At 64.7% G+C, this 26175-nt stretch carries 23 protein-coding genes; 5 read left to right on the forward strand and 18 right to left on the reverse strand.

Translation table 11 applies throughout. From position 1 onward, the window contains the following. The first annotated feature begins 17 nt into the window (after window positions 1-17). Window positions 18-818: an outer membrane protein assembly factor BamD gene (locus BGK68_RS22220; protein WP_013234961.1), complete on the forward strand. Its 801-nt coding sequence runs from the start codon at window positions 18-20 to the stop codon at window positions 816-818. An 84-nt stretch (window positions 819-902) separates the two neighbouring features. Here the strand turns inward: BGK68_RS22220 and BGK68_RS22225 are convergent, their stop codons facing one another. The 6 genes from BGK68_RS22225 to yaaA all read right to left on the reverse strand — a co-directional run bounded on the left by BGK68_RS22225 (window position 903) and on the right by yaaA (window position 6876). Beyond that, complete coding sequence (locus BGK68_RS22225) at window positions 903-2351, reverse strand: amidase (RefSeq protein ID WP_075258852.1); 1449 nt, start codon at window positions 2349-2351, stop codon at window positions 903-905. A 106-nt stretch (window positions 2352-2457) separates the two neighbouring features. Next, window positions 2458-3681 (reverse strand): MFS transporter, encoded by a 1224-nt coding sequence (locus tag BGK68_RS22230; protein WP_233149381.1) that lies wholly within the window; start codon window positions 3679-3681, stop codon window positions 2458-2460. Between the two features lie 11 nt (window positions 3682-3692). Then, window positions 3693-4643, reverse strand: coding sequence for a SphA family protein (locus BGK68_RS22235; protein ID WP_075258854.1), 951 nt, complete (start codon window positions 4641-4643; stop codon window positions 3693-3695). 64 nt (window positions 4644-4707) lie between these two features. Further along, on the reverse strand, window positions 4708-5457 hold the full coding sequence (locus BGK68_RS22240) for an AraC family transcriptional regulator (protein ID WP_233149382.1): 750 nt from the start codon (window positions 5455-5457) through the stop codon (window positions 4708-4710). 54 nt (window positions 5458-5511) lie between these two features. Next, complete coding sequence (locus BGK68_RS28440) at window positions 5512-5808, reverse strand: hypothetical protein (protein ID WP_233149383.1); 297 nt, start codon at window positions 5806-5808, stop codon at window positions 5512-5514. Between the two features lie 291 nt (window positions 5809-6099). Further along, window positions 6100-6876 (reverse strand): peroxide stress protein YaaA, encoded by a 777-nt coding sequence (yaaA, locus tag BGK68_RS22245; RefSeq protein ID WP_075258855.1) that lies wholly within the window; start codon window positions 6874-6876, stop codon window positions 6100-6102. Window positions 6877-7282: 406 nt separating this feature from the next. On the opposite strand from yaaA, the gene BGK68_RS22250 reads away from it, so the two are divergent. The 4 genes from BGK68_RS22250 to BGK68_RS22265 all read left to right on the forward strand — a co-directional run bounded on the left by BGK68_RS22250 (window position 7283) and on the right by BGK68_RS22265 (window position 10096). After that, the gene (locus BGK68_RS22250) at window positions 7283-7567 is read left to right on the forward strand and encodes a hypothetical protein (RefSeq protein WP_075258856.1); all 285 of its coding nucleotides are present in this window, start codon (window positions 7283-7285) and stop codon (window positions 7565-7567) included. Between the two features lie 18 nt (window positions 7568-7585). Then, window positions 7586-8101, forward strand: coding sequence for a putative toxin-antitoxin system toxin component, PIN family (locus BGK68_RS22255; protein WP_075258857.1), 516 nt, complete (start codon window positions 7586-7588; stop codon window positions 8099-8101). Between the two features lie 63 nt (window positions 8102-8164). Beyond that, window positions 8165-9322, forward strand: coding sequence for a pyridoxal phosphate-dependent aminotransferase (locus BGK68_RS22260; RefSeq protein ID WP_075258858.1), 1158 nt, complete (start codon window positions 8165-8167; stop codon window positions 9320-9322). 81 nt (window positions 9323-9403) lie between these two features. Then, window positions 9404-10096: a glutathione binding-like protein gene (locus BGK68_RS22265; protein WP_075258859.1), complete on the forward strand. Its 693-nt coding sequence runs from the start codon at window positions 9404-9406 to the stop codon at window positions 10094-10096. A gap of 33 nt (window positions 10097-10129) precedes the next feature. Here BGK68_RS22265 and BGK68_RS22270 read toward each other — a convergent pair whose 3' ends face one another. The 12 genes from BGK68_RS22270 to mfd all read right to left on the reverse strand — a co-directional run bounded on the left by BGK68_RS22270 (window position 10130) and on the right by mfd (window position 26115). After that, window positions 10130-11965, reverse strand: coding sequence for a sensor domain-containing diguanylate cyclase (locus BGK68_RS22270; protein ID WP_143433138.1), 1836 nt, complete (start codon window positions 11963-11965; stop codon window positions 10130-10132). 206 nt (window positions 11966-12171) lie between these two features. Continuing rightward, window positions 12172-12627, reverse strand: coding sequence for a MaoC family dehydratase (locus tag BGK68_RS22275; RefSeq protein WP_075258860.1), 456 nt, complete (start codon window positions 12625-12627; stop codon window positions 12172-12174). A gap of 37 nt (window positions 12628-12664) precedes the next feature. Next, window positions 12665-13690 carry a GGDEF domain-containing response regulator gene (locus BGK68_RS22280; protein ID WP_075258861.1) on the reverse strand — a complete coding sequence of 342 codons (1026 nt, stop codon included), beginning with the start codon at window positions 13688-13690 and terminating at the stop codon, window positions 12665-12667. A gap of 11 nt (window positions 13691-13701) precedes the next feature. Continuing rightward, window positions 13702-14730: a chemotaxis response regulator protein-glutamate methylesterase gene (gene cheB, locus BGK68_RS22285; RefSeq protein ID WP_075258862.1), complete on the reverse strand. Its 1029-nt coding sequence runs from the start codon at window positions 14728-14730 to the stop codon at window positions 13702-13704. Next, on the reverse strand, window positions 14730-17051 hold the full coding sequence (locus BGK68_RS22290; protein WP_075258863.1) for a hybrid sensor histidine kinase/response regulator: 2322 nt from the start codon (window positions 17049-17051) through the stop codon (window positions 14730-14732). The genes cheB and BGK68_RS22290 overlap by 1 nt, the downstream gene beginning before the upstream one ends. Continuing rightward, complete coding sequence (locus tag BGK68_RS22295; protein ID WP_075258864.1) at window positions 17048-17710, reverse strand: chemotaxis protein CheW; 663 nt, start codon at window positions 17708-17710, stop codon at window positions 17048-17050. Before BGK68_RS22295 ends, BGK68_RS22290 begins: the two co-directional genes overlap by 4 nt. Next, window positions 17703-18989, reverse strand: coding sequence for a CheR family methyltransferase (locus BGK68_RS22300; protein WP_075258865.1), 1287 nt, complete (start codon window positions 18987-18989; stop codon window positions 17703-17705). Before BGK68_RS22300 ends, BGK68_RS22295 begins: the two co-directional genes overlap by 8 nt. Then, a complete protein-coding gene (locus BGK68_RS22305; protein WP_075258866.1) occupies window positions 18986-19462 on the reverse strand; it encodes a chemotaxis protein CheW in 477 nt (158 codons plus the stop codon). Before BGK68_RS22305 ends, BGK68_RS22300 begins: the two co-directional genes overlap by 4 nt. A gap of 13 nt (window positions 19463-19475) precedes the next feature. Beyond that, window positions 19476-21101, reverse strand: coding sequence for a methyl-accepting chemotaxis protein (locus tag BGK68_RS22310; protein ID WP_075258867.1), 1626 nt, complete (start codon window positions 21099-21101; stop codon window positions 19476-19478). Between the two features lie 250 nt (window positions 21102-21351). Further along, window positions 21352-21714: a DUF4870 family protein gene (locus BGK68_RS22315; protein ID WP_075258868.1), complete on the reverse strand. Its 363-nt coding sequence runs from the start codon at window positions 21712-21714 to the stop codon at window positions 21352-21354. Window positions 21715-21751: 37 nt separating this feature from the next. Next, a complete protein-coding gene (gene serB, locus BGK68_RS22320) occupies window positions 21752-22618 on the reverse strand; it encodes a phosphoserine phosphatase SerB (RefSeq protein ID WP_198937241.1) in 867 nt (288 codons plus the stop codon). Between the two features lie 59 nt (window positions 22619-22677). Then, complete coding sequence (gene mfd / locus BGK68_RS22325) at window positions 22678-26115, reverse strand: transcription-repair coupling factor (RefSeq protein WP_075259952.1); 3438 nt, start codon at window positions 26113-26115, stop codon at window positions 22678-22680. Window positions 26116-26175 lie beyond the last annotated feature (60 nt).

The following is a 26175-nucleotide window of genomic DNA, read 5'->3' on the forward strand; positions in this document are numbered from 1 at the left end:
ACAAGCACACAAGAGTCATGCACAAAATCTTATTGAAGTTCTTCATCATCGGTTTTGCCCTCTCGCTGACCGCCTGCGGCCTCTTGCCGGAACAAAAGGACGAGACGACCGGCTGGTCTGCCGCGAAATTATACTCGGAAGCCAAGGACGAACTGAATGCCGGCGGCTACGACAAGGCCATCAAGTACTTCGAGAAGCTGGAATCGCGCTACCCGTTCGGCACCTATGCGCAGCAGGCCCAGATGGACATCGCCTATGCCTACTACCGCCAGAACGAGCAGGCGCAAGGCCTGGCGGCGGTGGACCGCTTCATCAAGCTGCACCCGAACCACCCCAATGTGGACTACATGTACTACCTGCGCGGCCTGATCAATTTCAATGACCGCACCAGCATCTTCGATACCTTCACCGACCAGGACAACACCGAACGCGACCCCAAGGCCATGCGTGACGCCTTCGACTCGTTCAAGCTGCTGGCCGAACGTTTCCCGGACAGCAAGTACACCCCGGACGCCATTGCCCGCATGAAATACCTGGTCAACGCCATGTCCCAGTATGACGTCCACGTGGCCAGCTACTACTTCCGCCGCGGCGCCTATGTGTCGGCGGCCAACCGTGCTCAATCGGCCATCAAGCAGTATCCGGACTCGCCGGCCAACGAAGAAGCGCTGTTCATCCTGATGCGCTCCTACGAAGCGCTGGGCCAGACCAAGCTCAAGGAAGACACCGAGCGCATCATCCAGGCCACCTATCCCAACAGCCCCTGGTACAACGGCGGTCCCAAGCCCAAGTCCAAGCCCTGGTGGAAACTCTGGTAAGCACCCCTCGACCGGATTGGCCTGCCTCACAAAAAACCCCTGTCTGCCGACAGGGGTTTTTCGTTTCTGCGCGGACCGCTCACCTCATGTGGCGCAGACCGGCGGCCGGCGATGCGCCCAGGGCGCGGCCTGCTCCAGTTGCGCGGCCACGGCCAAGAGCAACGCATCGTCGCCAAACCCGGCACAGAAGTGCGAACCGATCGGCAAGCCCTGGTCATTCCAGTGCAGCGGCACCGACATGGCCGGCTGGCCGCTGGCATTGCACAGCGCCGTGAAGGGAGAATAACCGTGGAAGGTGTGGATCAGCTCAGCCAGGGACTGCTCCTCCCGCACGGTCAGGGCGCCGATGCGCGCCGGTGGCTGCGCCATGGTCGGCGTGAGGATCAGGTCATAGCGCTGCATCAGCTCGGCCATACGACGTCCGAATGCATGCAGGTAATCCACCGCCGCCGCATAGTCAGCCCCTGACAGTCGGCCCTTGTCGCGCAGGATGACACGGTGGCGCGCTTCCAGCGCCTGCTCGTCCAGCGGATGGCCCGCCATGCGCGCCAGCAGGTTCATCAGGTTGCGGGTCTGCGAACCGATGATGGTGAAGACGGTGTCGTAGAACTCCAGTCCATCCACCGGCAAGCGGGCCTCTTCCACATGATGGCCCAGTTGCTGGCACAGCGCCGCCGTCCTCTGCACGGCCTCGAGGCAGTCAGGATGGGTGGGCCAGGGCGGCAGGTGCGTCACCAGGCCAATGCGCAAGCCCTGCGGCGCAGCGCCGGTGGCCGCCGCCAGGAAACTCTGACGGTAATGCGGGGCCGCATAGGGCGCGCCCAGATCGGCCCCGGCCAGTTGATCGAGCACGGCGGCGCTGTCGCGCACCGACAGGCTCATGACATGGCTGGTGCTCATACCCGCCCAGCCCTCGCCAGCCAGCGGCCCCATCGGCATGAGTCCGCGCGAGGGCTTCAGCCCGAACACCCCGCAGGCCGAGGCCGGCACCCGTAATGAGCCGCCGCCATCGTTGCCGTGCGCAATGGGCAGCACGCGCGCGGCCACCAGCGCCGCCGCCGCGCCACTGGAACCCCCGCAACTATGCTCCAGCGACCAGGGATTGCGGGTGGCGCCGAACAGGCGCGACTCGGTTGTATAGGAGGTGCCGAATTCAGGCGACGTGGTGGTGCCGAAGATCGTAAAGCCGGCCTTCTTCAAGCGCGTCACCAGCTCGGCGTCGACCGGCATGACATTGTCTTTGAGCAGCAGCGAACCATTGCTCATCCTGGCGCCGGCCAGTGGCGTAAACAGATCCTTGGTCAGCATCGGCACCCCACGGAAAGGCCCCTCGGGCAAGCCCTGGGCCACGCTTTGCTCACCCAGGTGGTAGAGCTTTTCGGCCACGGCGTTGAGCGCAGGATTGACCTGCTCGAGCCGTTCGATGGCCTGGTCCAATGCGTCACCGGGCGAGAGTTCGCCCTGGCGGATACGCTGGGCCAGATCAAGCCCATCCTGCGGACGGACCAGGGAAGAAGAAGAGACGGTATGCATGGATGGATCGCTTTCGTGCGAAGAGGTGCGCGATGCCCGGCGGACATCGCGCCACAGTGAAAAAAAACAGCGAAGATAATCAGGAAAAGCGCGCACGCGCCTGCACTCAGTGCGTCACTGGCCCCGGCTGCGGCCGCGCATGGCGCAGGCCGACCACCAGCCAGACCAGCGCCAACACCATCGTCAGCAGGGCCCAGACCAGGATGGCGTTGGCCAGCCCGGCCGGCATGCCGCCCAGCGGCTGGGCGATGGCGGTGATGATGAGCGGACTGGCGAACTGGCCCAGATAGAGGCAGGCTGTAAACGCCCCCACCCCGCGTGCCCGCAGATGCGACGGCAGGCCCAGCAGCAGCGGCAAGGATGCATTGGAAACCAGGAAGCCCGCGCCAAAACCCTGCAGCACCATCGCCACCAGCACCACCGGATAGGACGGCGCCAAGGCCAGCACGCACAGCCCTGCGGCCATGCAGCCCAGCAGCAAGGCATTGACGCCCGCCACGCCGATGCGCTCACGCACGAAGGGCCAGGCGATCGAGCCGATCAAGGTACACAGGATGGCCAGGCCGGCTGCCGCCCCGATGAGCGAGGTCGAGGTGACACCGCGCATGACCAGCACCGTCGGCGTCATCACCGTCACCACGAAGCAGGTCACCATGCCGGCAAAGATCAGGAAGCAGGCCGTCAACACGGTGCGCCGCACCCCGCCGCTCAGGGCAGGCGCGGCATGGCTGTCTTCCTGGCGCCGATCCGGCTCCCACAGCCAGGCGGCGATGGCGGGCAGCATCAGCAGCGGTGTCAGATACAGCAGGAAAGGCGTGCGCCACGAGCCCTCCCCGGCCACGCCGCCAATGACGAAGAACAAGGCGCCCACCACGCCGATGGTGATCACCTGGCGGTTGATGTAGCGCATGCGCTCACGCGGCGGCCAGTAGTCGGCAATGAGCGTGGTGCAACAGGTCATGATGAGCGCTTCGGCGCAACCGAACAGCAGGCGGCTCAACAGGATCAGCCTGAGCTCATGCAGCAGCACCGGCAGCGCGCCGAACAGCGCATACAGCAGGCAACCCAGCAGCAGCATGGACTTGCGTCCGAAGCGGTCGGCCAGCATGCCGGCCACGGGCGCGAACAGGGCGATGGCCAGCGCCGGCCCGGCTACGATCAAGGGCGCCAGCGTGAGCGCATCCGCTTCGACGGCGGCAAATTCGGCGGTGATCTTGGGCAGCATCGGGGCGATCATGACCGACCCCATGATGGTGAGGCTGCTGGCCAGCTGGATGACCAGGCCCTGCCGTGGTCCGGCCACGGAACGGGGGAACAGCGAGGCGTGCATGGTGATCCTCCTCAGAACGTCATGGCCAGGCGCAGCGCCAGGTTGTAGCCCTCGGCGCGATTGCGCGCACCGAACTCTTGGTAGCCGTGCAGCGTGACCAGCGGCAGCCCAGGCTGGGCGAAACTCACCGCGGGTCCCAGCGCATAGACCCGGCCGCGATTGCCATCGCCGGAGCCGGGGCCGCTGTCATCGCTCAGTTGCCGGTAGACATACCCCGCCAGCCCCGCAGTCCAGGACTGGATGCGCTGGCCAATGGCGAACTCCTGCCGATACTCGACGCCACTGCGGTAGCGCGTGGCCGGGTTGACGGTATTCACATTGAGCGATACCTGCGTCGACAGCTCCAGGCCGGAGGACGTGATGTAGGTCGCCCCGACAAAGGGAGAATAGGTCCAGTGATTGACCCCGGCGTTGAAGGCCTTGCTGGTGCTGTAGGCGCCGGTCGGCGCCTGGATCATCAGGCCGGCATTGACGAATACGCTGGGCGGCAGTTGCCAGGCCAGGATGAAGGGCAACACCTGCATGTCGCCCAGGCCCGAATCCCGGCCTGATACCGACAAGGGGCCTGCGGGCGTGCCGACCTTGAGCCCGCCGCTGATGTCGATGAAGGGCAGCACGCCACCCACACCGAACCTGGCGCCGAGCACCTCGACATCGGTCATGTAGAAGTAGGCCAGCGCCAGCGTCTTGACGTCGATGTGGAAGTCATTGGGAATGGACTTGCCCGCGCCATCCTTGAGGGTCGAGGCCGAATAGTAGGACGCCCGCACGCCGACGGTGCCGTAAGGCGATGACGGCGGCAGCATGCCCGCGCCGAAGTCGGTGATGCCGATGGGCGTGATGGTGGCGCCCTGCTCGACCGCCTGCGCAGGCAGGGAGAAGAACGCGCCAAGACAGACTACGGAGAGTGCGGAACAAGCGGCGGCGCTGGCGCGGCGCCCGGTGCAGCAGATGTCATTCATGTTATGCCCCAAACCTTTCTTGTGAAGTGGTTCGGGGATTCTAGAAAGAGGCTTCTGCGCGCCGTTATCCGTTTTGGGAAGTGATCCGTTGTGCAACGCGGCGCGCCGCCGGCGGCGCGTAGGGCCGCAAGGTCTTGGAGGGCAGCTCGCCGAACATGTCGCGGTAGTCGGCGGCAAAGCGACTCAGGTGCCAGAAACCCCAGTCAGCGGCGATATCACCGATAGACACCTCCAGGCCTGCGCGACGCGCCTCTACCAGGGCCTTGCGCACCTGGTTGAGCCGTTCGGCCCGTACGAATTCAATGGCGGGAATGCCCACGGAGGTATTGAAGCAGGTCTGCAAGTGCCGCCGGCTCACGCCCAGGTGGGCCGCCACCTGGGTCATGGTGGCGCGCTCGGGGGCGTCGCCGCGCATGAGCCGGCGGGCCTGGTCGATCAGGCGCTTTTGATCGGTCTCGCGCAGCGCTTCGACACGATGCACCGAACCCAGCACCTCCAGCAAGGCCTCCAGCACCATGTCCTCGGCCAGGCTGCCACCGCCCGCACTGGAGCGCGGCGCCAGCGCGCAGTGGCCGATGGACGGGCTCGGCTGGCCCAGGCGCGCCTGGCCGGGCAAGAGCGGAAACAATCTGCGCAGCACCAGCGCGTGCTCATGCCATGCTGCGAAGCAGCGCAGGTTGCGAGCGCCGCCAGTGATCTGCCGGCTGGCGCCGTCGCCGATGCGCTCGCTGAGCCATTGCCGGTCTACTACGATGAACACCAGGTCCAGCTCTGCGGGGGTAATGATCTCGGGCAACGCTTCGCCATCGGCCACCAGGCTGGCCTGCGGATCGACCGCCCGGCCCGAGAGCCAGCCGCGCCCACGCGCCTAGACCACGAAGCTGAACACCAGCGAACCCGGCCAGTTCACGCCGCGCTTGAGCAAGGGCTTGTCGGAACGCTCGCGATAGATCTGGATATGCCCCAGCTGGCTCATCGACAGCGAGTAATTGAGCTTGCCCGGCGACATCTGCAACAGATCGAGCTGGCCGGCCTTCAGGCTCAGGCGGGCCTCATCAAGCGAATAGACCGTGAAACTGCCTACCGGCAGCGGCGCGGCGAAGTACTGCGGCTGGGCATCATCGGGCTTGACGGTCACCATCGGCTTGGGGTCTCCGAACAACACCAGGGCTGCCAGCCTGGAGCTGGCAGCAACAAACCCGCGCACAGGACGGGGCTGGATTGCCACAGGTGCGGTGGTCTGCGCCGCCGTCACCCGTTTGCAGTGAGCATAGCGCAGCCAGTGTTCAAATGACCATAGGGAATGTGCCGGGGAAGGAAATACTGCGCATTTGCAACGCGGCACATCGTTGCAAATGATTTATATCTTTTACGCAATGATTGCCGGCACGACAGGCCTTGCCCGCCGGCCGGCAATCATTTGCAGTCAGCTGCAGTCAACGACAGCCACCCGCGATCAGGCTTCCAGCTTGCGGCGGAACACCCAGTTCTTCTCGCTGGAGGCCTCGGGGGCGAAGGCATAGCCTTCCAGGTCGAAGGCCTTGAGCTTTTCAGGCTGGTTGATGTTGTTCAGGGCCGCATAGCGGGCCATCAGCCCGCGCGCGCGCTTGGCGTAGAAGGAGATGATCTTGTACTTGCCGCCCTTCCAGTCCTCGAACACCGGGGCAATCACCTGGGCCTTGAGCAGCTTGGGCTTGACCACCTTGAAATATTCCTCCGAGGCCAGGTTCACCAGCACCGGCGTCTTCTGCGCCGCCAGCTCGCCATTGAGGGCTTCGGTGATCTCGCTGCCCCAGAAGGCGTAGAGGTCCTTGCCGCCCGGATTGGCCAGTTTGGTACCCATTTCCAGGCGATAGGGCTGCATCAGGTCCAGCGGTCGCAGCATGCCGTACAGGCCCGAGAGAATGCGTACGTGGCCTTGCAGGTAGTCGAGCTGGCGGGCGTTCAGGGAGGCCGCATCCAGCCCTTCGTAGACATCGCCATTGAAGGCCAGCACGGCCTGCTTGGCGTTCTTGCTGCTGAACTTGCGCGACCAGCTGGCGTAGCGGTTCACGTTGAGTACGGCCAGTTGGTCGGAAATACCCATGAGGCTGCCGATCTCGGCCGGCGACTTGGTCTTGAGCACCTCGATCAGTTCAGCCGAACGCGGCACGAAGGCCGGGGTGGTATGGACATCGGTGGTGGGGGGCGTGTCATAGTCCAGCGACTTGGCGGGAGACAAAACAATCAGCATGAGGCGTTCATCCAATGATCAGGTTGGGACAAGTTGGCCGCCATGATACCCAAAGCGGGCAGCTTGCGCCCGCCGTCCCATGCGCAAGACAGGCGATGCCCCGATCTGGCCGACAAAAAAGGCAGCTATCGCGCCTTTGCTGATGAGCTTGCGGCTCCTACACTGAAACAGGCGTCAGGCGTCTGCCTCATGCGCTGCGCCCCATGCACCAAAGCGGGGCGCGTTCTGGGATTGCGTCACGGCATTCAAGTTCAAGCCGTAACTTGCCGTTAATCAACAGGAGTACCGGGCAAGCAGAACCGACGCGGCACTTCAGCCGCCAGATGTTGTCCATACCGGCAGGAGCCGCGCCTCGCAGCCCCCAACGCACCAATGCGCCAACGCCCCCAATGGCAAGGAGGAGATCATGAAACGCGACAAAGCCCTCATGGGAGAAATCCTGAAGCAGCTGGCATCCTTCGGCACCCTCTACGGCGACGTCGAGAAGATCCAGAGCGCCCTGCCCGGCCAGGTTGCGCCGGAAGTGATCCTGCACCACCTGCGCCTGCTCTATGACCGTGGGCTGGCGGCGGTGGACATGCATAATTTCTGGCGTGTCACCGATCAGGGGTATGATGCGCTCGAGGCCGGCTGCGATTTCTTTGTCAAGCAGGAAGCGCCACCGCCCGGCAACCGTGGCATCGACAACTAGTTTCATCCCTGGCATTCAATGAGCATCCTGGCAACACCCTCCGTCCCCTCCCCGCTTTCCCTCCCGCCGACCGCTGCCGCGCCCCTTGGGCGCCAGCGGGTGGTGCTGGACACCAATGTCTGCCTGGACCTATTCGTCTTCCGCGATCCGCGCTGGGCCGCCTTGCTGCAAGCCCTGGAAGACGGCAGCGTGGAAGCCTACACCCGCGAGGATTGCCGCAGCGAATGGCTGGCCGTGCTGGAGTATCCGCACCTGCCCGTGACCGCCGAGAACAAGCCGGCCATCTGCGCCGACTTCGACCGCCTGCTGCACTGCCTGCCGCTGGCCGAGGTCAACACCTTCGGCCTGCCACTGTGCACCGACCGCGACGACCAGAAATTCCTGGAACTGGCCCTGCAATGCCGCGCCCATGTCCTGGTGAGCAAGGACAAGGCTGTGCTCAAGCTCGCCAAGCGCACCTTAAAGCGTGGCCTGTTCGCCATCGTGCCGCCGCAGCATTGGCGCGCCGACGCCTTCCTCGCGCCGCCGGCCTGAACCGCGCCAGGAATCCGGCTAGAATAACGGGCTTGCGATCATCACAAGAACGAGCCCGCTGCAATGAGCACCCCCAACATCGTCACCAAGCTGCCCAAGGTGGGCACCACCATCTTCACCGTCATGTCGGCCCTGGCCAGCGAAAAAGGCGCGGTCAACCTGGGCCAAGGCTTTCCCGACTTCCATTGCGACCCGGCCCTGGTGGCCGCCGTCACCCAGGCCATGCAGGAAGGGCTGAACCAGTATCCGCCCATGGCCGGCGTGCTGGTGCTGCGCGAAGCGATCGCCGAGAAGGTCGAGAAGCTCTACGGCCATCGCTATGACCCGATCTCCGAGATCACCGTCACCGCCGGCGCCACCCAGGGCATCCTGACCTCGGTGCTGTGCGCGGTCCATCCGGGCGATGAAGTCATCGTCATCGAACCGGTCTACGACTGCTACGTGCCAGCCATCGAACTGGCCGGCGGCGTGCCGGTGTTCGTGCAGATGGAAGTGGGGGCGCAGGGCTACAGCATCCCCTGGGACAAGGTCAAGACGGCCGTCACCCCCAAGACCCGCATGATCATGGTCAACACCCCGCACAATCCGACCGGCAGCGTCATGCGCGCGGCCGACGTGGCGGCGCTGGCCGAGATCGTGCGCGGCACCGACATCCTGATCCTCTCCGACGAGGTCTATGAGCACATGGTCTACGATGGCCAGCCGCATGAGTCGCTGGCGCGCCATCCGGAACTGGCCGAGCGCAGCTTCATCAATTCCAGCTTCGGCAAGACCTACCACGTCACTGGATGGAAGGTCGGCTATGTGGCCGCACCGGCGGCGCTCACGGCGGAATTCCGCAAGGTCCACCAGTTCAACGTCTTTACCGTCAACACGCCCGTGCAGTACGGCCTGGCCGCCTACATGAAGGACCCGGCCCCCTACCTGGACCTGCCGGCCTTCTACCAGCACAAGCGTGACCTTTTCCGCACCGGCCTGGCCAACACCCGCTTCGAGCTGCTGCCCTCGCAAGGCACCTACTTCCAGTGCGTGAAATACGGCGCCATCTCGGAGCTGCCTGAAGCCGAATTCTGCAAGTGGCTCACCAGCGAGATCGGCGTGGCCGCCATTCCGGTCTCGGCGTTCTACAACACGCCCAGGGAATCGGGCATCGTGCGCTTCTGCTTCGCCAAGAAGGATGAAACGCTGCAACTTGCGCTGGAGCGGCTGGCAAAGCTGTAAGGTCATCGCCCCGTAAATCATTTATATCATTTTCCGTTCCGTGACCTTCCCCCTCAACACGACACGCAAAAAAGGACATCCATGATCGACGTCTACAGCTGGGCCACGCCCAACGGCCACAAGGTCCACATCATGCTGGAAGAATGCGGCCTGCCCTACACCGCCCACGCCATCGATATCGGCGCTGGCGACCAGTTCACGCCCGAATTCCTGAAGATCTCGCCCAACAACAAGATCCCCGCCATCGTGGACCCCGATGGCCCGGATGGCGAGCCGATCTCGCTGTTCGAATCCGGCGCGATCCTGATCTACCTGGCCGGCAAGACCGGCCGCTTCTTGGGCGAGACCACCCGCGAGAAGTATGAAGTGCTGCAATGGGTGATGTTCCAGATGGGCGGCCTGGGGCCGATGCTGGGCCAGGCGCACCACTTCCGCCTGTATGCGCCCGAGCAGATCGAATACGCCGTGAACCGCTACACCAACGAAGCGCGCCGCCTCTATCAGGTGATGGACAAGCAGCTCGGCCAGCACGCCTACCTGGCCGGCGAGCACTACACCATCGCCGACATAGCCTGCTTCCCCTGGACCCGTTCGCACAAGAACCAGGGTATCGATCTGGACGACTTCCCCAACGTCAAGCGCTGGTACGACGCCATCAGCGCACGTCCGGCCGTGCAGCGCGGCGTGACCGTGCTGGCCGACAAGCGCAAGCCGCTGCATGACGACAAAGCCCGCGAAGTGCTGTTCGGCAAGAGCCAGTACCAGAAACGCTGAACCCGCAGCTGACGGTGTCAGCGGGCGGCGCGATCAGCCGCCGCCGACCGACCCAAAGGGCGCAAACTCGACACGGTTGCGCCCTTTTTCCTTGGCGCGATATAAGGCGTCATCGCTGGCCCGCAACACGTGCTCCTGACCGACACTGTCGGCCTGCATCAGGGCCACGCCGATGGACAGGGTCACCTTCACTTCGCGCCCCTCATGGATCAGCGGCTGGCCGGCGAAGCGATGCTGCAGGCGGGCAGCAAAGTCCGCCGCCGCCTGCCGGTCAGCACCGGTCAGGATGATGGCAAACTCTTCCCCACCCAAACGGCCAGCGGTATCGCTCTTGCGCAACTGGCTCTTGAGTACGGCGGCAAAGTGCCTCAGCACCAGATCGCCGACGGCGTGCCCCAGGCGGTCATTGATGCGCTTGAAATGATCCAGGTCGCACATCAGCACCGCAGCCCCCGCCGTGACGCTGCGCTGGATGCGGCTGTATTCCTCTTGCAGACGCTGCATGAAGTAACGGCGGTTGGGCAATTGCGTGAGGTAGTCGGTCAGGGCGAATTCCTGCAGTTCCAGCTCGATGGACTTGCTCTGGCTGATGTCGGTGATGAAGCCATGCCACAGCGTAGTACCGTCATCGAGCCGACGCGGCCTGGACTGGCCGCGCAACCAGCGCACGCTCTGGCCCGGCGGCAGCACCCTGAATTCCAGCGTCCAGTGCTCAGCACCCGCGAACACAGCCTCACGCGCCGCCTCGTACAGCGGCATGTCTTCCGGATGGATCACCGTATCAATGATGGCCGGGTTCTCCAGCAGTTGCTGGGGCGTCAGGCCATAGGTCTCGCGCGCGCCCTCGCTGACATAGGTGAAATAGCCGGGCGCACCCGGCGGCACCTTGAACTGGAACACCATGCCGGGGATTTCACTGGTGAGGTAGTCGAGCATGCGGCTGCTCTTGCCCAGCTTTTCGGTGAGCCGCTTGATCTCGGTGATGTCGGTGGTGGTGCCGATCATGCGCAGCGCATTACCCTGTGCATCACGCGCCACCACCTTGCCGCGACTGCTGATCCATTTGTAGCTACCATCCTGGCAGCGGATGCGGTGCTCGACCTGGTAGTGATCGGACCTGGCCTCGAAATGCTGGCGGATGGTCTGCTGCACGTACGCCAGGTCGTCGGGATGGATGCGCTGGTAGGCGTCGGCCAGGTGGCTGGACAGCTCCCAGTCCTCGTAACCGAGGATGGCTTTCCAGCCGCGCGAGTAGTACATCTCGCCGGTGACCGCATTGCGATCCCAGATGCCAGTGCCACTGCCCTCGATGGCCAGCGCCATGCGTTCGTAGGCCTGGTCGGGTGCGTCGCGCGGGGTGAGCACATGGCCCGGCACCAGCGCGCGCTCAATGGCCAGCATGGCCATCGAGAGGGCCGCGCTGACCGTCTGCCGATAGGCCTGGTCTTCCTCGAAGCCGCTGTCGACATCGGCGACGGCGATCATCAGGACGCCGGCAAGCTCCCCGGCAAAGGAACGCAGCGGCAGCATCTCGGCCAAGCGCACACCATGGCGGCTTGCCAGGTCGTTGACACGCTGCCAGAAATCGGGGGTATCGGCGGCCTCGGCAGGCAAGTCCAGGATCTGCGTCACCAGCGCCGGCGCGATGTGCGGCGCCGCCCCTGCCTGCATGCGGCGGGCCTGGTCATCGTAGAGGAAGATGGCGAGCGAACGTTCGGGATAGGCCCGGGCAAAACCGACCGCGATGCGATCGAGCAACTGGTCCAGCGGGGCGCCTCGGGCGATATAGGTCAGCGTGAGCTGATGGTAGGCCAGCGCCTTCTCATGGAAGGCGCTGTCGGCACGGTGTGGAAGGCGTTCTGACGTCATGGCGGCTTCATCGACAAACACGCGGCAGTCCGGCGCACTGTCGCCCGGAGGGTGCAGTGGCGCATGCTCGCCACGTGCATTGCACCTTAGCACCTTCTTTTGACAGACTGCACGAAATTATTGGCAACGCGGCAACGACGATGCAAGCAGGCGACAAAACCCGTGAGTATTGGCGAGGAACCCTGCCGGCCATGCCGGCAGGTGCGTCAATAGCGACGCACCAGGAACTCGGCCGCGCAGACCGGCTTGTCCATGCCTTCGCATTGCACCGTCACTTCCCAGACCAACTGCACGCCGGCGGGGATGACTTCCACCGACTGCAGCACGATCACGCCGCGCACGCGCCGACCCACCGGCAGCGGCGCAGGAAAGCGCACGCGATTGAGGCCATAGTTGAGCAGCATCTTGACGTCCGGCCCGAAGTCGATGGAATCCGCCAGCATGCGCGGCAGCAAGGCCAGCGTGAGGAAACCATGCGCCACGGTGCCGCCATAGGGCAAGGCGCGCGCGGCGCGTTCGGGATCGACGTGGATCCATTGGTGGTCGCCGGTGGCCTCGGCAAAGCGATTGACCTGTTCCTGGGTGACGGTGATCCAGTCGCTGGTGGCCACTTCCTGGCCGGCCAGCGACTGCAGTTCTTCGAGTGTGGCGATGCTGCGCATGCGGGTTCTCCTTGGTAGGCCGGTCAGGCTCGTCGGTTCAGCCATCCTGCCAGACGACGCGATTGCGTCCTTGCTGCTTGGCCAGGTACAGACGTCGGTCGGCGGCCTCGATCAGTTCACGCAGCTCCTGTTGCTCCTGCGGCACCAGGGTGGCCGCGCCCACGCTCACGGTGAGCCAGGCGCTCACGCTGGAGCCTTCATGGGGGACCTGGAGCGACTCGACCAGATGGCAGACCTTCTGCGCGATGGCGTGGGCGCCATCCAGACCCGTGCGCGGCAGGATCATGGCGAACTCTTCACCGCCGAAGCGCGCCGACAGGTCGGCCGGACGCTGGATGCTGCTGTCCAGCGCCTCGGCGACCTGCCGTAGCGCGGCGTCACCAGCAACGTGGCCGTAGTTGTCGTTGTAGAGCTTGAAGAAGTCCACATCGATGAGCAAGAGCGCCAGGTCCAGGCCATCGCGCCGCGCCCGCCGCCATTCCGCACCGAGGTAGTCGTCGAAGTAGCGGCGGTTGGCGATGCCGGTCAGGCCATCGGTATTGGTCAGGCGCTGCAGCTCGAAATTGCTCTTCTGCAACTGCTGCTGGCTTTCACGCAGGGCGCTGTAGGCGGCGTCGCGCTGCAGCAGGTTGATGTAGGAACGCGAATGGTAACGGATGCGCGCCACCAGCTCGATGACGTCGGGCAGCTTGACCATGTAGTCATTGGCGCCGCCGGCAAATGCATCGCGCTTGACCACGGCGTCATCGCGCGAGGACAGCACGATGATGGGCACATTGACCAGCACGGCGCTGGCGCGGTATTGCCGCACCAGCGTCATCCCGTCCACCCCCGGCATGACCAGGTCCTGCAGGATCACGGTGGGCCGGGTCCTTTCGGCCACGGTCAGCGCTTCCTCGGCACGGGTGCAGAAATGGAAATCGATGTGCGGCTCATTGGCCAGGGCGCGGCGGATCGCCTCGCCCACCATGGGCTGGTCATCGACCAGCAAGACCATGATCTTGTATTCATCCGCCGGCAGCGCTGGACTGCCCAACGGGATGTCGGTATGCACCGAACTCATGCTGTATTCCTTCAGATGATAATGGCTTGCAGCCGGGCGGCCATGCCGGTGACCGGCAGCACTTCCACGGCGGCATTGAGCGCAACGGCGGCCTTGGGCATGCCGTAGACTGCGCAACTTTTCTGGTCCTGGGCCATGGTGTGGGCGCCACTGTCGCGCAAGGCCTTCAGGCCAGCCGCACCATCGCGGCCCATGCCGGTGAGCAGCAGACCCGCAACCTTGCCTGGCCAGTGCCGCACGATGCTCTGGAAAAACACGTCCACCGAAGGACGGTAGACGTCATTGGGCGCGCCCTCCACATAACCGAGCCGCCCGCCATCCTTGACCACCAGATGGCGATTGCTGGCCGCCAGCAGCACCGCGCCGCGTTGCGGAGCCTGGCCCTCCTGCGCCAGCCCCACCTTGAGCGCCGATTGCTGTTGCAGCCACTGCGCCATGCCCGGCGCAAAGGCGGCATCGATATGCTGGACGATCACCATCGCTCCGGCAAAGCCCTGCGGGATCGCCTTGAGCAGGGTCGCCAGTGCTGCCGGCCCGCCCGCCGAGGCGCCCACGGCCACCAGCGGCGGCAGGCTGCCGACGTGCGCCGGCTGGGCCGGCGCCAGGGTCTCGGCCCGGCCGCCGCGCACCGGCGGGCTGACCATTTCGGGGGAGAGGCGACCGAGATTATCGATCTTTTCGATCAAGGCCGCTGCGTCACGCTTGCCGGCGGCCCCGATCAAGGCCGGCGTCTGGGTGGCGTCGAGGGCGCCATAGCCCATGGCTTCATAGATCTTGTCAGCCGAGGTATCCATGTCGGAGGTCACCACCAGAATCGGACAGGGGGTGGCCTCCATGATCCGGCGCGTAGCCTCGGCCCCATCGACCTTGGGCATGAGCAAGTCCATCAGGACCACGTCGGGCAATTGCCAGGCGCACATCTGCACTGCCTGTTCGCCATCGCGGGCGATCCAGATCAGTTCATGGCGGCCGCTCTCGGCGATGACCCGTCGCAGCACTTCCACCATCATGGGGGTGTCATTGACGATGCCGATCTTCACTATGTCGCCTCTCCAATCAAATCCGTGACGGCCTGCAACAGGCTTTCGTCATGGAAGCTGCTCTTGGTGAAGTAGTGGTCAGCACCGGCCTCCAGGCCACGCTGCCGGTCTTCTTCACGGTCCTTGTACGACACGATCATCACCGGCAGCGACTGCAGGTTCGCAGCGCCGCGGATGAGGCTCACCAGTTCGATGCCATCCATGCGCGGCATGTCGATATCGGTGATGACCAGGTCGAAGTCCTCGGCGCGCACGGCATTCCAGCCGTCCATGCCATCCACCGCCACGGTCACCTGATAGCCGCGGTTGGTGAGCAGCTTGCGCTCCAGCTCGCGCACGGTCAGCGAATCATCCACCACCAGCACCTTCTTGCGCGCCACGGTGGTGGTCGGCGCTGCGCCATCCTGGTCCACCGTCTGCAGGCGGCCGGAAGAGGTCAGCTTCTCCACCGTGCGCAACATGTCGGCCACGTCCAGGATCAGCAAGGGCGTGCCATCTTCCATGAGCGCGCCGGCCAGCACATCGGCAATCTTGCCCAGGCGCGGGTCCAGCGGCTGCACCACCAGCATGCGCTCGCCCAGGAAGGCATCCACCGCCAGCCCATAGGTATGTTCCTGCTCGCCGATGACGACCACGCAGACGCTGCCGTCGCGCGAGCGCCACTGGCCCTTCTGCAAGACCTGATGGGCGCTGACCAGCCCGACCTGGCGCCCACCATGGCTGAAGTGCTGGTAGCCCTCCAGCGTCTGCAAGGCCTCGGCGGGCAAGCGCAGCGTACGATTGACGTAGGCCAGCGGAAACGCATAAGGTTCACCGGCGATGTCCACCAGCAGGCTGCGGATCACCGACAGCGTCAGCGGCAGCTGCATCAGGAAGCGGCTGCCCTGGCCGGCCTGGGTGGTGATGCGGATGGTGCCGCGCACCTGCTTGAGCATGTCGGCCACCACATCCAGTCCGACCCCACGGCCGGAGATTTCGGTGACGGTGTCGCGCAGGCTGAAACTGGGCAGCAGCAGGAATTCCAGCAATTCGGCTTCCGACAGCCGCTCAGCGGTTTCCTGGTTGGACAGCCCGCGCGCGACCACGGCGCGGCGCACCTGTTCGATATCGATGCCAGCGCCGTCGTCGGCCACCTCGATCAACAGCATGCCGGCGCTGTGGCGCGCCTCCAGCCGGATCACGCCCTGCTCGGGCTTGCCGGCGGCGCGCCGCTGGGCGCTGCTTTCGATGCCATGGTCCACGGCATTGCGCAGCAGGTGGCCGATGGGGGCTTCCAGCTTATCCAGAATGTCGCGGTCGATCTGGGTGGTATTGCCCACGATGTCCAGCCGCACCGACTTGCCCAGCGTATTGCCCACATCGCGCACCATGCGCGCCAGCCCCGCCGTGCCATCGGTGAAGGGCCGCATGCGGCAGGCCAGCGCCTCATCGTAGAGGCGCTGCGACAGATTTACCGAGCGGCGATCGAAGGCGTCCAGTGCGCTCAATTGCTCGCCCAGCAATTGCTGGTTCTGCTGCATCAGCGTGCGCAGTTCGGCAAAGGCGGTCTGGGCGAATTCATCGAGCTGGGTCGTAGCCAGTGTCTGTTGCAGCAGGTCCAGCGCCTGCATGGCCTCGCGCTGCGTGCGTTTCATGCGCAGCATGGTGGCCGAAAAAGGCTTGAGCTGGCGCGACTCCACCAGCGACTCCCCGGTCAGCCCGAGCAACCGGTCCATACTCTCGGCGCTCACGCGCACCGCGCGCGCAGCACTTGCGTTGGGTAGATGCACGCCAGCCGCCGGTGCTGCCGGGACGGGCGCGGGCTCGGCGGGCTCGGGCTCAATGAGCTGGGCTGCTGCCGCGACAACGGGCTCGGCCGCCGCCGGGGCGGGAGCGGAAGTGGATGCGGGTGCAGGCCAGGGAGCGGCCTCACCTCCGCTCATCACGTTGGGCAGCGCCACCAGGAAAGCCTGCACCTCGGCGCTGCCGGCATGGTCGGCCCAGGCCTCGTCGCCGTCTGGCGGCGCAGCGATGCGCGCCAGCAGATCTGCTCCACGCAGCAGCACGTCGATATGTTTTTTCTGCAACAGCAAGCGGCCCTGCTGGGCCAGCACGAAGCAATCTTCCAGTACATGGGCCACCTTGACCGCCGGCTCCAGGCCGACGATGCGGGCCGCACCCTTGAGCGAATGGCCGGCGCGCATGCAGGCTTCCAGATGATCGGCCGCGTTGGGCTGCTGCTCCAGCGCCAGCAGGCTGGCGTTGAGCTGGGCGATCTGGCTTTCCGCTTCGAAGCGGAACAGGTCCAGCATGGACATCTGGCTCAGGTCGGGCGTACTCATGTCATGCTCCGGTTGAGTACATAGAACAGCAATTCGTGGTCCAGCAGGCCGATGGCGTGACCGCGCCATTCCAGCATGCCCCGGGTGTACTGGATGGCGGCCTGGGCCAGGGTGGTCGGCACCGGCCCCAGGCTGCCATCGTGGCGATGCACCCCGGCCACCTCGTCGACCGGGAACACCAGCGTCTGGCCGTCATGCACGGCCACCAGCAACTTGGGCGGCAAGGCCTTGGGTGCAGCCGCACCGAACTGGAACAACTGCGCCAGCGAGACACAGATACGCAAGGCGCCCCGGATGTTGAGCACGCCCAGGATGGCCGGATTGCGTTGGTGCGGCAGGCTGTGCACGACACGCGCCTCGGCCACTTCCTGCACCACCGTGGTGGCGATGGCCCACCATTCCACGCCGATGCGCACCACCAGCACCGAACTGCGTGCAGCGGCCAGTTCCGCGCCGGGCGCGGGGCTGGCCGGCTCCTGCCAGCTGGGCAAGGCGTGGTTGGCCAGGCTCACGCGATCGAGCTGCTGGACCGCTGCACGGGCGAAGGTCGGGCAATTCAGGCAGCGCACATGCTGCTGCAATTGCGGACAGGAGCCGTCGCCCTTGATGCCGATGCGGTTCCAGCAATCGTCGATGGCCAGCAGTTCGATCTCAGCCATGCGCGCCCTCCCCTGGCTTGGCCATGCGCTCGGCGCGCTGGCGCATGCGCTGCGCGCCGCTGGCGTCACCCTGGGCCTGCAGCAGCGCCGCCAGCTGCAGCAAGGCCGCCTGGTGGTCTGGCTCCAGATACAAGGCCTTGCGGTAGCAGCGCTGGGCCAGCTCTTGCTGGCCGCCCGCGTCGTGGATCAGGCCCTGCAGATAGAAGGCCTCGGCGCTGGGCCCTTGCTGCTGCACAGCTTGTTCGCACAGCTCCCCCGCTTGGGCGAACTGCCCCTGGTCGGCCAGCGTACGGGCGCGTTCCAGCAAGCCGGCCGGCAGCGCCGCTGCTGGTGAGGAAGCACTGGCCGCAGCAACGGCAGTAGCGGCAGCAAGGCGCCACGCCGGCGCGCGATGTGCAGCGTCCGTCCTGACCGGCGTCGGCGCTGGCGGGGCCGCCTGCGCCAGTGGCGCCCAGGCAGGCAGCGACGGCGGCGGCAATGTGGCCGCCACGCGCTTGCGGAAGCCGAAAGCCAGGGCGATGCCCGCCGATTCCATGGTGGGTCCCAGCAGGACGCCGCCCTCAGCCGGACCGACGAAGATGAGCGCATCGGGCTTCATCACCGACGCCAGCAATTGCACCACCTGACGCTGTACGTCACGCTCGAAGTAGATCAGCACATTGCGGCAGAAGATAAAGTCATAGGGCAGGGCCTGCCGCAGGAAGTCCGGCGCGAGCAGGTTGCCGGGTGCAAAGCGCACCTGGCTGCGGATGCGCTCATGCAACCGCCACTGGCCCTGCTCGACGTCGAAATGACGGTCCCGGAACGCCAGCTCCTGGCCCCGGAAGGAATTGCGACCATACAGGCCCGCCGCCGCGATCTCCAGCGAACGGGTGCGGATGTCATAGGCATCGATGACGAACTGCCCTGGCGTGAGGCCGGCATCGAGCAAGGCCATGGCCAGGGAATACGGCTCCTCGCCGGTGGAGCATGGCAGGCTGAGGATGCGTAGGATGGCTGCCGGCTGGGCCGACACTTTTTCGGTGGCCAGGCGGGCCACCGCAAGAATGGCTTCGCGGTCGCGGAAGAACCAGGTCTCCGGCACCACGGCAAGTTCGATCAGGGCCTGCAATTCGGCCGCCGAGGTCAGCAACAGGGAGAGGTATAAGGCATCATCTTCCATCTCCAGCGCCGCCATGCGTTCGCGCACCACGCGCTCGATCAGGCTGGCGCCGACGGTGGTCATGTCCATGCCCATGGCGGCCTTGAGCTTGTCGGCGATGGCCTGCAGCGACTTCATGCATCCTCCCGGGCATAGAGCACGGCGCGCGTGGCCGCGTCCAGCAGCGCCGACACCTGCACCCGTTGCAACAGGCCGCCCTGGTAAGGCATGACCGGCCCCAGGTACGGCGTCTCATCATGCGCTACCGTGGCGCGGACAAAGTGCTGCTCGGCACAGCGCAAAGTATCGGTGGCCTGCTCCAGGATCAGTCCCAGCAAGGCCGGCTCGCCCGCCGGCGAGCGGTCATGCACCAGCACCAGGCGCGTGCTCACCCGCTGTGCGGCGGGACGGCCCAGCGTGCGCTGGCTGAGGTCGATCACGGGCACGTGGCGGCCTTCATAGGGCAGCAGGCCGGCGACCCAGGGAGGCGCGCCGGGCAGTTGCTTGCAGGGCGACAGCGGCAGCACCACGGCCACCTCCGCCACGGGCAAGGCATAGCGGTCCGCGCCTAGCGAGAACAGCAAGAACAGGGGATCAGTCAGGACAGCCATGTCAGGGCGCGCGTCAGTCCTGCACCTTGAAGCGCGAGACGCCGTTGCGCAACTCATTGGAGACCACGTGCAATTCCTCGATGGCCTGGCTGGATTGCTGCAGGGATTCCACGGTCTGCTGCGCGGCTTCGGACAACTGTACCAGCGCCTGATTGATCTGCTCGGCGCTGTTGGCCTGGGCCTGCATGCCTTCGTTGACGATCTGGAAGCGCGGCGCCAGCGCCTGCACCTGGGCGATGATCTGCGAGAGCTGGCTGCCGGCCGTCTGCACGTCCTGCATGCCGCGCCGGACCTGGTCGGAGAACTTGTCCATGCCCATCACGCCGGCGGCCACGGCGGACTGGATTTCCTTGACCATGACCTCGATGTCATAGGTGGCCACGGCCGTCTGGTCGGCCAGGCGGCGGATTTCGGTGGCCACCACCGAGAAGCCGCGCCCATGCTCGCCGGCCTTCTCGGCTTCGATGGCGGCGTTCAGCGACAGCAGGTTGGTCTGGTCCGCCACCTTGGTGATGGTGGTGACGACCTGGTTGATGTTGCCGGCCTTCTCGTTAAGGATGGCCAGCTTGGCGCTGACCGAACCGGCGGCGTCCATGACGTTCTGCATGGTGTCTTCCATGCGCGTCAAGCCCGCCTGTCCATTGCCGGCCAGGGCGGAAGTCTGCTCGGAGACCACCGACACCTCGTTCATGGTGCGCACCAGGTCGCGCGAGGTGGAATGGATCTCGCGCGAGGTAGCACCGATCTCGGTGGTGGTAGCGGCGGTTTCGGCGGCGGTGGCCTGCTGCTGGCGGGCCGTGGCGGCGATCTCGGTGACCGAGGTGGCCACCCGCGCCGAGGACTTCTGCGCCTGCGAGACCAGCCCGGTCAGCTCGTCGGTCATGCGGTCGAAACCGCTGCCGAGGTGGCCGAACTCGTCATTGCGATCCAGCGCCACCCGGCGCGAGAAATCACCCGAACGCATGTAGTCGAGGATGCCCATGAGCTTCTGCAGCGGCTCGTTGATGGCCCGCATCAGGAAGAAACCGCATACCAGCGCCGCCAGCAAGGCCGCCATGAGCGAACTGAGCATGGCGAACTGGGCCGAGGTGACGGCATCGTTGATGCGGCTGGCAGCGTCATCGGCAATACTCTTGTTGGTATCGACCATGCGCTGGGTCAGCTGGTAACCCTGGCGCCACTGCGGCCGGATCTGTTCATTGAACATCTTGTCGATGGGAGCGCGCTGACTGAAATCCATCTTCAGGACTTCGCTGATCATGGCGCGGTACTTCTGGCGCGTTTCCTTGAACTGCTCGAAGAGCTTGCGGTCGCTATCGCTGAAGATGGTCTTGTCGTAGTCTTCCTGCAGGCGGTCCAGACGTTCGCCATTGCGGCGCAACAGGGCCAGGTCGGCCTGGCGTTCGGCTTCGTTGGTGTCGATCTGGGCGATCTGCTGGCTCATCAGCAGGTTTTCATACCAGGCGGCATTGATCATGGTGCTGTAATACAGGCCCGGCGTGGAATCCTGGCGCAGCGCAGTCGCGCCGTTCTCGATACGGCCCAGGTTGACGGCGGAAATCCCGGCCATCAAGGCCATCAGCAGCAAGATGAGGGCAAAGCTCCCCAGGATGCGTTGTTTGATCGTCCAGTTCTTCATGCGCAGGATTCCCCCCTTGGATGGAATGCACACCTCGGCGCGCGCATTAACCGGCGCGTACACGGGAGCGTACATTTAGTGCTGTCTAGTAATACTTCGACATTATCATTGAAATCTTTCAATATCACTATTATCCGTGCACAACTGAACAACGCTTCACCAAAATAACAAAATGACAACGGCGCCCGCTAGGGGCGCCGTTGCTCAATGGATCGTGGATCGTGGATCGATGCGGAAAGGGGAAAGCGGCTCAGGTAGGCATGGGCTTGTTGTCCTGCAGGTCGAGGAAGCCCTTAATCAGACGATAGGCCTTCCAGATCCAGGCCAGCGTGAAGACCAGCACGGCCAGCGGAATGCCGATGACGGTGAGCCACAACGCGCCACCGGCGAACAGCCAGAACAGGTACCACCAGAAGGAGCGGATCTGCCAGCGGTGGTGGCTGTAGAGGAAGGTGTCGCGCACATCCCCGCGCTTGATGTAATTGACGATCAAGGGCAGCCAGGACAGCATGCCCAATGAAAACACCAGGCAGATGGCATGGGCCAGATAGAGCCACCAGACCAGGTCACGGCCGGTCTGGGTCTGCGGATCGAATACCAGTTCCTGGTTCATTACGTCTCCTGAAGTGAAGGAAAAAGCCGCCCGACAATCAGGCCAGCAGGTTCAAGATGCCGTCCAATCCCACGAAATTCAAGCCCACGCTGGCTTGGGCCCGCACCACCGGCTTGGCGCGGAAGGCCACCGACAGGCCCGAGATACCCATCATCCGCAGATCATTGGCGCCATCGCCCATGACGATGGCCTGGGCCGGCTCGGCGCCGATCTCGCGGCAGACACGCTCGACGGTAGCGCGCTTCTCGTCGGCATTGACGATGCCGCCAACCACCTTGCCGGTGAGCTTGCCATCGACCACTTCCAGCGTATTGGCGTGGGTATAGTCCAGGTTCAGACGCGCCTTCATGCGGTCGGTGAAGAAGGTGAAACCGCCCGAGACCAGCAAGGTCTTCAGGCCGGCGGCCTGCACCGCCTTCAACATGTTTTCCGCACCCGCAGACAATTGCAGGCGCTCGTCATAGACGCGCTGCAGCGCGCCAGCATCCAGTCCCTTCAACAGCGCCACGCGGCGCGTGAGGCTTTCGTTGAACTCGATCTCGCCACGCATGGCCGCTTCGGTGATCTCGGCCACCTGGGGCTTCAAGCCCTGCATGTCGGCGATCTCGTCGATGCATTCGATGGTGATGAGGGTCGAATCCATGTCCATGGCCACCAGGCGGAAGTCGGCCAGCTTGCGGCCTTCATCGATGAAGGCGTAGTCCAGGCGCGCCTGCAGGCAGGCGGCGTCGATGCTGGCCTTGAGCGCGTCGTTCAGGCTCACCCCGGCCACGCGCCAGGCATCGGCATCGGGAACACGCACGTCACTGATGCGTTCGACCTGGCCGCCCGCCAGTGCGGCGATGGCCTCGATGGTGGAAGAAGACACGGCGTGTTGCTTGGGGGCTTGCAGGATCAGGTTCATATTGTTCTGTTGATTCATTGATGCGGTTGGATTCGGTAGTGCGTGGCCGGGACAGCGGCTCAGCCGGTGAGCGCCTTCATGGTCGCCTTGACCTGCTGCACGCGGGCATTCAGATCGGGCATGCTGGCGGTGATGCGCAGCTTGTCGGGACCGTTGAGCTTGACCTGGCGGTTCTTCTGCACCAGCTCGATGATGCGCATGGCGTCGATCGGCGGATTGGGAACGAACTGCAGCAGCGCCGCTTCGGAATGCGCATCGATCTTGATGATGCCCAGCGGCTTGGCCGCAATACGCAGGCGATGCGTTTCGATGAGCGCCTTGGCCGCATCGGGCAGCTTGCCGAAGCGGTCGATCAGCTCTTCCTGCAAGGCGTCGATGGCGTCGGACTTCTCGCAGTTGGCCAGGCGCTTGTAGAGCGACAGGCGCTCATGCACATCGCCGCAGAAGTCATTGGGCAGCAGCGCCGGCGCATGCAGGTTGATCTCGGTGGTGGTCGACAGCGGCGCGGCCAGGTCGGGCTCGCGGCCATCCTTCAGGGCGCGCACGGCTTCGTTCAACATGTCGGAGTACATCTGGAAACCGATCTCGTGGATCTCGCCCGATTGATGGTCGCCCAGCACTTCGCCGGCGCCGCGGATTTCCAGGTCGTGCATGGCGAGATAGAAGCCACTGCCCAGTTCCTCCATCTGCTGGATCGCTTCCAGCCGGCGCTGCGCCTGCTTGGACAGGCCCTGCACATCCTGCACCAGCAGGTAGGCATAGGCCTGGTGGTGCGAGCGCCCCACCCGGCCGCGCAACTGGTGCAGCTGCGCCAGGCCGAACTTGTCGGCGCGATGCATGATGATGGTGTTGGCGGTGGGCACGTCGATGCCGGTCTCGATGATGGTGGTGCAGAGCAGGATGTTGAAACGCTGCGCCACGAAGTCGCGCATCACCTTTTCCAGGTCGCGTTCGTGCATTTGCCCGTGCGCGATACCGATGCGCGCTTCCGGCAAGAGCTGTTCCAGCGCGGCCTTGCGGTTGGCGATGGTTTCCACTTCGTTGTGCAGGAAATAGACCTGGCCGCCGCGCTTCAATTCGCGCAGGCAGGCTTCGCGGATGGTCGATTCCTGTTCGGCGCGCACGAAGGTCTTGATGGCCAGGCGCTTCTGCGGCGCGGTGGCGATCACCGAGAAATCGCGCAGACCTTCCAGGGCCATGCCCAGGGTACGCGGGATGGGCGTGGCGGTCAGCGTCAAGACATCGACCTCGGCGCGCAGCGACTTCAGGGCTTCCTTCTGGCGTACGCCGAAACGGTGTTCTTCATCGATGATGACCAGACCCAGGCGCGAGAACTTCACTTCATCGGAGAGCAGCTTGTGGGTGCCGATGACGATATCGATGGTGCCATCGCCCAGGCCCTTGATGGCTTGCGTGACTTCCTTGCCGGTGCGGAAGCGCGACAGTTCGGCGATCTTCACGGGCCAGTTGGCGAAACGGTCGGCGAAGGTGGCGGCATGCTGTTCGGCCAGCAGCGTGGTCGGGGCCAGGATGGCGACCTGCTTGCCGCCCATCACTGCCACGAAGGCCGCGCGCAAGGCGACTTCGGTCTTGCCAAAGCCGACGTCGCCGCAGATGAGGCGATCCATGGGCTTGCCGCTGGTCATGTCCTTGATGACGGCATGGATGGCGGCGGCCTGGTCGGCGGTTTCTTCGAAACCGAAGCTGTCGGCGAAGGCTTCATAGTCATGCGCCGAATACTCGAAGGCATGACCCTGGCGCAATGCGCGGCGGGCGTACAGGTTCAGCAGTTCGGCGGCGGTATCGCGCACCTGCTGGGCAGCCTTGCGCTTGGCCTTTTCCCACTGGCCTGAACCGAGTGCGTGCAGCGGTGCGTCTTCCGGCGAAGCGCCGGAGTAACGTGAAATCACGTGCAGTTGCGAGACCGGCACGTAGAGCTTGGTCTCCTTGGCGTATTCCAGATGCAGGAATTCGGTCTCGCCCTCCCCCAGGTCCATGCTGACCAGGCCCATATAGCGGCCGATGCCGTGGCTGCTGTGGACCACCGGGTCGCCGATCTTCAGTTCCGACAGGTCGCGCACCATGTATTCCACATCGGTGGCGGCCTGCTGCTTGCGGCTGCCGACGCGGCGGCCACTGCCGGCATACAGCTCGGTCTCGGTCACCAGGGCCAGGCCAGCGGCGGTGACGAAGCCGGCATGCAGCGGCGCTACACCGAGCATCAGCGCTTCGTCGCTGGCGAGGAAGCCGTTCCAGTCCTCGCACAGGACCGGATGGAGGTCGTATTCAGCAAAGTATTGCTGCAGCGTTTCGCGCCGGCCATTGCTCTCGGCGCAGATCAGCACGCGCTCGGCGCCCTTCAAGAGGAAGCTGCGCAGGTTGACCAGTGGGTCATCGGCACGGCGGTTGACGGCGATGTTGGGCAGCGGGGCCGAGATCGCCGAAGGCGCATCATCGGTCTTGAGCACCCAGCGGGCGTGGGGTTTCAGGAGCGTGAAGAAATCTTCATCATCCAGATAGATGGCCTGCGGCTCCAGCACCGGCCGTTCGCGGTCGGCGTTAAGGAAATTCCAGCGCGAGCGGGTGTCACTCCAGAAGCGCTTGATGGCTTGCTCGATATCGCCCACGGTGGCGAACATGGCATTGGCCGGCAGGTACTGGAAGAGCGTGGCCGTCTCTTCGAAGAACAGCGGCAGGTAATATTCGATGCCTGCCGAGGCGATGCCGTTGCCGATGTCCTTGTAGATGGCCGAGCGCGATGGGTCGCCCTCGAACACTTCGCGCCAGCGATTGCGGAAGGCCAGGCGCGATGCCTCGTCCATGGGGAATTCGCGGCCCGGCAGCAGGCGCACTTCCGGCACCGGATAGAGCGAGCGCTGGGTATCGGCATCGAAGGTGCGGATGGTTTCGATGGTGTCACCGAACAGGTCCAGGCGGTAAGGCAGCACCGAGCCCATCGGGAAGATGTCGATCAGGCCGCCGCGCACCGAGTATTCACCGGGCGACATGACCTGGCCGACGTGGGTGTAGCCGGCCAGGGTAAGCTGGGACTTCAGCTTGCCTTCGTCGAGCTTTTCACCCTGCTTGAAGAAAAAGGTATAGGCCGCCAGGAACTGCGGCGGCGCCATGCGCAGCAAGGCCGTGGTGGCTGGCACGATGAGCAGGTCGCACTGGCCGGACTGCACTTCATAGAGCGTGGCCAGGCGTTCGGAGACCAGGTCCTGGTGCGGCGAGAAGGCGTCGTAGGGCAGCGTTTCCCAATCCGGCAGCAGATGGCAGCGCAGGCGCTCGCCCTCGCTGGGCTGGAACCACGGGATTTCGGATAGCAGGCGCTGCGCATCGGTGGCCCCGGCCACCACCACGGCCAGCATGCGGCCTTCGGCCTTCAGCGCCAGCGCGGCCTGGGCCAGCAGATAGGCATCGGCGGAACCGTGCACGGCAGGAGGCTGGAAACGGATACCTGCCTTGGGCAGGCTTTTTTTCGGATCAAAAGACATCAGGATCGGGAGGATCGGCTTGGTTTGGACTTGATTCGGGTACAGCAACGGCGCAGGCCC

Origin of the sequence: Herbaspirillum camelliae, from assembly GCF_001929405.1 — a bacterium.
Lineage (GTDB): Bacteria > Pseudomonadota > Gammaproteobacteria > Burkholderiales > Burkholderiaceae_D > Herbaspirillum > Herbaspirillum seropedicae.

Excerpts from the sequence above, each read along its gene's own strand:
- BGK68_RS22220 (WP_013234961.1), top strand. The coding sequence starts at position 18 with ATGCACAAAATCTTATTGAAGTTCTTCATCATCGGTTTTGCCCTCTCG.
- BGK68_RS22225 (WP_075258852.1), bottom strand. The coding sequence starts at position 2,351 with ATGCATACCGTCTCTTCTTCTTCCCTGGTCCGTCCGCAGGATGGGCTT.
- BGK68_RS22230 (WP_233149381.1), bottom strand. The coding sequence starts at position 3,681 with ATGCACGCCTCGCTGTTCCCCCGTTCCGTGGCCGGACCACGGCAGGGC.
- BGK68_RS22235 (WP_075258854.1), bottom strand. The coding sequence starts at position 4,643 with ATGAATGACATCTGCTGCACCGGGCGCCGCGCCAGCGCCGCCGCTTGT.
- yaaA (WP_075258855.1), bottom strand. The coding sequence starts at position 6,876 with ATGCTGATTGTTTTGTCTCCCGCCAAGTCGCTGGACTATGACACGCCC.
- BGK68_RS22250 (WP_075258856.1), top strand. The coding sequence starts at position 7,283 with ATGAAACGCGACAAAGCCCTCATGGGAGAAATCCTGAAGCAGCTGGCA.
- BGK68_RS22255 (WP_075258857.1), top strand. The coding sequence starts at position 7,586 with ATGAGCATCCTGGCAACACCCTCCGTCCCCTCCCCGCTTTCCCTCCCG.
- BGK68_RS22260 (WP_075258858.1), top strand. The coding sequence starts at position 8,165 with ATGAGCACCCCCAACATCGTCACCAAGCTGCCCAAGGTGGGCACCACC.
- BGK68_RS22265 (WP_075258859.1), top strand. The coding sequence starts at position 9,404 with ATGATCGACGTCTACAGCTGGGCCACGCCCAACGGCCACAAGGTCCAC.
- BGK68_RS22270 (WP_143433138.1), bottom strand. The coding sequence starts at position 11,965 with ATGACGTCAGAACGCCTTCCACACCGTGCCGACAGCGCCTTCCATGAG.
- BGK68_RS22275 (WP_075258860.1), bottom strand. The coding sequence starts at position 12,627 with ATGCGCAGCATCGCCACACTCGAAGAACTGCAGTCGCTGGCCGGCCAG.
- BGK68_RS22280 (WP_075258861.1), bottom strand. The coding sequence starts at position 13,690 with ATGAGTTCGGTGCATACCGACATCCCGTTGGGCAGTCCAGCGCTGCCG.
- BGK68_RS22290 (WP_075258863.1), bottom strand. The coding sequence starts at position 17,051 with ATGAGTACGCCCGACCTGAGCCAGATGTCCATGCTGGACCTGTTCCGC.
- BGK68_RS22295 (WP_075258864.1), bottom strand. The coding sequence starts at position 17,710 with ATGGCTGAGATCGAACTGCTGGCCATCGACGATTGCTGGAACCGCATC.
- BGK68_RS22300 (WP_075258865.1), bottom strand. The coding sequence starts at position 18,989 with ATGAAGTCGCTGCAGGCCATCGCCGACAAGCTCAAGGCCGCCATGGGC.
- BGK68_RS22305 (WP_075258866.1), bottom strand. The coding sequence starts at position 19,462 with ATGGCTGTCCTGACTGATCCCCTGTTCTTGCTGTTCTCGCTAGGCGCG.
- BGK68_RS22310 (WP_075258867.1), bottom strand. The coding sequence starts at position 21,101 with ATGAAGAACTGGACGATCAAACAACGCATCCTGGGGAGCTTTGCCCTC.
- BGK68_RS22315 (WP_075258868.1), bottom strand. The coding sequence starts at position 21,714 with ATGAACCAGGAACTGGTATTCGATCCGCAGACCCAGACCGGCCGTGAC.
- serB (WP_198937241.1), bottom strand. The coding sequence starts at position 22,618 with ATGAACCTGATCCTGCAAGCCCCCAAGCAACACGCCGTGTCTTCTTCC.
- mfd (WP_075259952.1), bottom strand. The coding sequence starts at position 26,115 with ATGTCTTTTGATCCGAAAAAAAGCCTGCCCAAGGCAGGTATCCGTTTC.